The following is a 4,530-nucleotide window of genomic DNA, read 5'->3' as shown; positions in this document are numbered from 1 at the left end:
GCCGGTGAACCACGACAGGTAAACAGCGGCGCAGTATCCGGCGCGACGCTCGATCGGCCCAAGGTTGGGCGGTCGATTCGCGCGCTGGGGGGCACAGAGACATGGATGTAAGCCCGGGTACCGGGCTTCAAGAGGAGTGAGGGTAGGAGCAAGCGTGGCGGGACAGAAGATCCGCATCAGGCTTAAGGCCTACGACCATGAGGCCATTGACGCCTCGGCGCGCAAGATCGTCGAGACCGTCGTCCGCACGGGTGCCAGCGTCGTAGGTCCGGTGCCGCTGCCGACCGAGAAGAACGTGTATTGCGTCATCCGCTCCCCGCATAAGTACAAGGACTCGCGGGAGCACTTCGAGATGCGTACTCACAAACGGTTGATTGACATCCTCGATCCGACGCCGAAGACCGTCGACGCGCTGATGCGTATCGATCTTCCGGCCAGTGTCGACGTCAACATCCAGTAGGAGATCCAGAACTCATGGCAAGACAGGGCATTCTGGGCACCAAGCTGGGCATGACGCAGGTGTTCGACGAGAACAACAAAGTTGTCCCGGTGACCGTCGTGAAGGCGGGGCCCAACGTGGTGACGCGCATCCGCACCCCGGAGCACGACGGCTACAGCGCCGTGCAGTTGGCCTACGGCGAGATCAGCCCCCGCAAGGTCAACAAGCCGGTGACCGGTCAGTACACGGCGGCGGGTGTCAACCCGCGCCGCTTCCTGGCCGAGTTCCGGCTGGACAACCCCGACGCCGCCGCCGAATACGAGGTCGGCCAGGAGCTGACAGCGGAGATCTTCGCCGATGGTGCCTATGTCGACGTGACCGGTACCTCCAAGGGCAAGGGCTTTGCCGGCACGATGAAGCGGCACGGCTTCAAGGGCCAAGGCGCCAGCCACGGCGCCCAGGCGGTGCACCGCCGGCCGGGTTCCATCGGCGGCTGCGCCACCCCGGCGCGGGTATTCAAGGGCACCCGGATGGCCGGCCGGATGGGCAACGACCGGGTGACCGTGCAGAACCTGGTGGTGCACAAGGTCGATACCGAGAACGGCGTGCTGTTGATCAAGGGTGCGGTCCCCGGCCGCACCGGAGGGCTCGTGATGGTCCGCAGCGCGATCAAACGAGGTGAGAAGTAATGGCAGCCCAGAAGATTGACGTGAAGACGCCCGACGGCAAGGTCGACGGCTCCGTAGAGCTGCCCGCCGAGTTGTTCGACGTCGAGGCCAATATCGCGCTGATGCACCAGGTGGTCACTGCGCAACGGGCGGCCGCCCGCCAGGGCACGCATTCGACCAAGACGCGCGGCGAGGTCAGCGGCGGCGGCCGCAAGCCCTACCGGCAGAAGGGCACCGGACGCGCCCGGCAGGGTTCGACGCGGGCCCCGCAGTTCACCGGTGGTGGCACGGTGCACGGCCCGAAGCCGCGCGACTACAGCCAGCGCACGCCCAAGAAGATGATCGCCGCGGCCCTGCGCGGGGCGCTGTCCGACCGGGCGCGCAACGGACGCATCCACGCGATCACCGAGTTGGTCGCGGGCCAGACCCCTTCGACCAAGAGCGCCAAGGCATTTCTGGGCACGCTGACCGAACGCAAGCAGGTGCTGCTGGTCATCGGCCGCGCCGACGAGACCGGTGCCAAGAGCGTGCGCAACCTGCCCGGCGTGCACGTCCTGGCGCCCGACCAGCTCAACACCTACGACGTGCTGCGCTCCGATGACGTGGTGTTCAGCGTCGAGGCCCTCAACGCCTACATTGCGGCCAACACTAGTTCCGCCGAGGAGGTTTCGGCCTGATGGCGACCATCGCTGACCCCCGCGACATCATCCTGGCGCCGGTCATCTCCGAGAAGTCCTACGGGCTCCTGGACGACAACGTCTACACGTTCGTGGTGCACCCCGATTCGAACAAGACGCAGATCAAGATCGCCATCGAGAAGATCTTTGCCGTCAAGGTCGTATCGGTGAACACCGCGAATCGACAGGGCAAGCGCAAGCGCACCCGGACCGGATACGGCAAGCGCAAGGGCACCAAGCGCGCCATCGTCACCCTGGCCCCGGGCAGCAAGCCGATCGACCTCTTCGGCGCACCGAGCTAGCCGAGCGCGAGAGAAAGACCTGATTAGACATGGCAATTCGTAAGTACAAGCCGACGACCCCGGGTCGCCGCGGCGCCAGTGTGTCCGACTTCGCGGAGATCACCCGTTCGGAGCCGGAGAAGTCCTTGGTCCGCCCGCTGCACAGCAAGGGCGGGCGGAATGCGCATGGGCGCATCACCACCCGTCACCAGGGCGGTGGGCACAAGCGCGCCTACCGGGTGATCGACTTCCGTCGTAACGACAAGGACGGCGTCAACGCCAAGGTCGCCCACATCGAGTACGACCCCAACCGCACCGCCAACATCGCGTTGCTGCACTTCTTGGATGGCGACAAGCGCTACATCGTTGCCCCGCTTGGGCTCTCGCAGGGCGATGTGGTGGAGTCGGGTGCCAACGCCGACATCAAGCCGGGCAACAACCTGCCGCTGCGCAACATCCCGGCCGGTACGTTGGTGCACGCCGTGGAGCTGCGGCCGGGTGGTGGCGCCAAGCTCGCGCGCTCGGCCGGGTCGAGCATCCAGTTGCTCGGCAAGGAAGGCAGCTACGCGTCGCTGCGTATGCCCAGCGGCGAGATCCGCCGCGTCGACGTGCGCTGCCGCGCCACCGTCGGCGCGGTGGGCAACGCCGAGCAGGCGAACATCAACTGGGGCAAGGCCGGTCGCATGCGGTGGAAGGGCAAGCGCCCGTCCGTCCGTGGTGTCGTGATGAACCCCGTGGATCACCCGCACGGCGGTGGTGAGGGCAAGACCTCCGGTGGCCGCCACCCGGTCAGCCCGTGGGGCAAGCCGGAGGGCCGCACCCGTCATCCGAACAAAGCCAGTAACAAGCTCATCGTCCGGCGCCGGCGCACCGGCAAGAAGCACTCGCGCTGAGGAAGTCTCAGGACTAGGAGTACCAGCACATGCCACGCAGCCTGAAAAAGGGACCGTTCGTCGACGACCACCTGCTCAAGAAGGTCGACGTGCAGAACGAGAAGAACAGCAAGCAGGTCATCAAGACCTGGTCGCGTCGTTCGACGATCATTCCGGACTTCATCGGCCACACCTTTGCCGTGCACGACGGGCGCAAGCACGTCCCGGTGTTCGTCACGGAGGCGATGGTGGGCCACAAGCTCGGTGAGTTCGCCCCGACGCGCACCTTCAAGGGGCACATCAAGGATGATCGGAAGGCCAAGCGGCGATGACCACAACTGAGTTTCCGTCGGCGGTCGCCAAAGCACGGTTCGTGCGGGTGTCGCCGAGAAAGGCACGCCGGGTGATCGACCTGGTGCGTGGCAGGTCGGTGGAAGACGCGCTCGACATCCTGCGCTGGGCGCCGCAGGCCGCCAGCGAGCCGGTGGCCAAGGTGATCGCCAGCGCCGCGGCCAACGCGCAGAACAACAACGGCCTGGACCCGTCGACGCTGGTGGTCGCCACCGTCTACGCCGACGAGGGACCGACCGCCAAGCGCATCCGACCGCGCGCCCAGGGCCGCGCGTTCCGGATCCGCCGGCGCACCAGCCACATCACGGTGATCCTCGAGAGCCGGCCGGCCTCCGACGAGCGGTCGGCGAAGTCGTCGCGGACGCGCCGCGCCGAAGGCAGCAAGGCGGCCGCGAAAGCGCCCGCCAAGAAGGCGCCCGCCAAGAAGGCACCCGCCAAAAAGGCGCCGGCCGCGAAGAAGGCGCCGGCAAATAAGGCCCCGGCCAAGGCTTCTGAGGCTTCTGAAGCGAAGGGAGGCTCAGACTAGTGGGCCAGAAGATCAATCCGCACGGCTTCCGGCTGGGCATCACCACCGACTGGAAGTCCCGCTGGTACGCCGACAAGCAGTACGCCGACTACGTCAAGGAAGACGTGGCGATCCGCCGGCTGCTGTCCACCGGCCTGGAGCGCGCCGGGATCGCCAACGTGGAGATCGAGCGCACCCGTGACCGGGTCCGGGTCGACATCCACACCGCGCGTCCCGGGATCGTCATTGGCCGCCGCGGCACCGAGGCCGACCGGATCCGGGCGGACCTGGAGAAGCTGACCGGCAAGCAGGTTCAGCTCAACATCCTCGAGGTCAAAAACCCCGAATCGCAAGCACAATTGGTGGCGCAGGGCGTCGCCGAGCAGCTGAGCAACCGTGTGGCGTTCCGCCGCGCGATGCGCAAGGCCATTCAGTCGGCGATGCGCCAGCCCAACGTCAAGGGCATCCGGGTGCAGTGCTCCGGCCGCCTCGGCGGCGCGGAGATGAGCCGCTCGGAGTTCTACCGCGAGGGCCGGGTGCCGCTGCACACCCTGCGCGCCGACATCGACTATGGCCTGTACGAGGCCAAGACCACCTTCGGCCGCATCGGCGTGAAGGTGTGGATCTACAAGGGCGACATCGTCGGCGGCAAGCGCGAATTGGCCGCCGCCGCTCCGGCGGGCGCCGACCGTCCGCGCCGCGAGCGGCCGTCGGGCACCCGTCCGCGCCGAAGCGGC

The 4,530-nt window shown here is 67.1% G+C and carries 8 protein-coding genes; all 8 read left to right on the top strand.

What is annotated here, in order from left to right; genetic code table 11:
• The first annotated feature begins 154 nt into the window (after positions 1-154).
• Positions 155-460, top strand: a complete 306-nt coding sequence (rpsJ, locus tag JWP83_RS12475) for a 30S ribosomal protein S10 (protein ID WP_003873519.1) — start codon at positions 155-157, stop codon at positions 458-460.
• A gap of 14 nt (positions 461-474) precedes the next feature.
• The gene (gene rplC, locus JWP83_RS12470) at positions 475-1,128 is read left to right on the top strand and encodes a 50S ribosomal protein L3 (protein ID WP_297730247.1); all 654 of its coding nucleotides are present in this window, start codon (positions 475-477) and stop codon (positions 1,126-1,128) included.
• The gene (gene rplD, locus JWP83_RS12465; RefSeq protein WP_297730246.1) at positions 1,128-1,784 is read left to right on the top strand and encodes a 50S ribosomal protein L4; all 657 of its coding nucleotides are present in this window, start codon (positions 1,128-1,130) and stop codon (positions 1,782-1,784) included. Before rplC ends, rplD begins: the two co-directional genes overlap by 1 nt.
• Positions 1,784-2,086, top strand: a complete 303-nt coding sequence (rplW, locus tag JWP83_RS12460) for a 50S ribosomal protein L23 (RefSeq protein WP_297730245.1) — start codon at positions 1,784-1,786, stop codon at positions 2,084-2,086. Before rplD ends, rplW begins: the two co-directional genes overlap by 1 nt.
• 29 nt (positions 2,087-2,115) lie before the next feature.
• A complete protein-coding gene (rplB, locus tag JWP83_RS12455) occupies positions 2,116-2,958 on the top strand; it encodes a 50S ribosomal protein L2 (RefSeq protein WP_297730244.1) in 843 nt (280 codons plus the stop codon).
• A 29-nt stretch (positions 2,959-2,987) separates the two neighbouring features.
• Entirely contained in the window at positions 2,988-3,269 is a 282-nt protein-coding gene (rpsS, locus tag JWP83_RS12450; RefSeq protein WP_025738376.1) for a 30S ribosomal protein S19, read from the top strand.
• The gene (rplV, locus tag JWP83_RS12445) at positions 3,266-3,814 is read left to right on the top strand and encodes a 50S ribosomal protein L22 (protein WP_297730243.1); all 549 of its coding nucleotides are present in this window, start codon (positions 3,266-3,268) and stop codon (positions 3,812-3,814) included. The genes rpsS and rplV overlap by 4 nt, the downstream gene beginning before the upstream one ends.
• On the top strand, positions 3,814-4,530 hold a 717-nt coding region (rpsC, locus tag JWP83_RS12440), incomplete at its 3' end, for a 30S ribosomal protein S3 (RefSeq protein ID WP_297730242.1). The genes rplV and rpsC, both read left to right, overlap by 1 nt.

Origin of the sequence: Mycobacterium sp. (assembly GCF_025965855.1) — a bacterium.
Lineage (GTDB): Bacteria > Actinomycetota > Actinomycetes > Mycobacteriales > Mycobacteriaceae > Mycobacterium.
The sequence above is the reverse complement of the archived record's forward strand: the minus strand, read 5'-3'. Positions and strand labels throughout refer to the sequence as shown.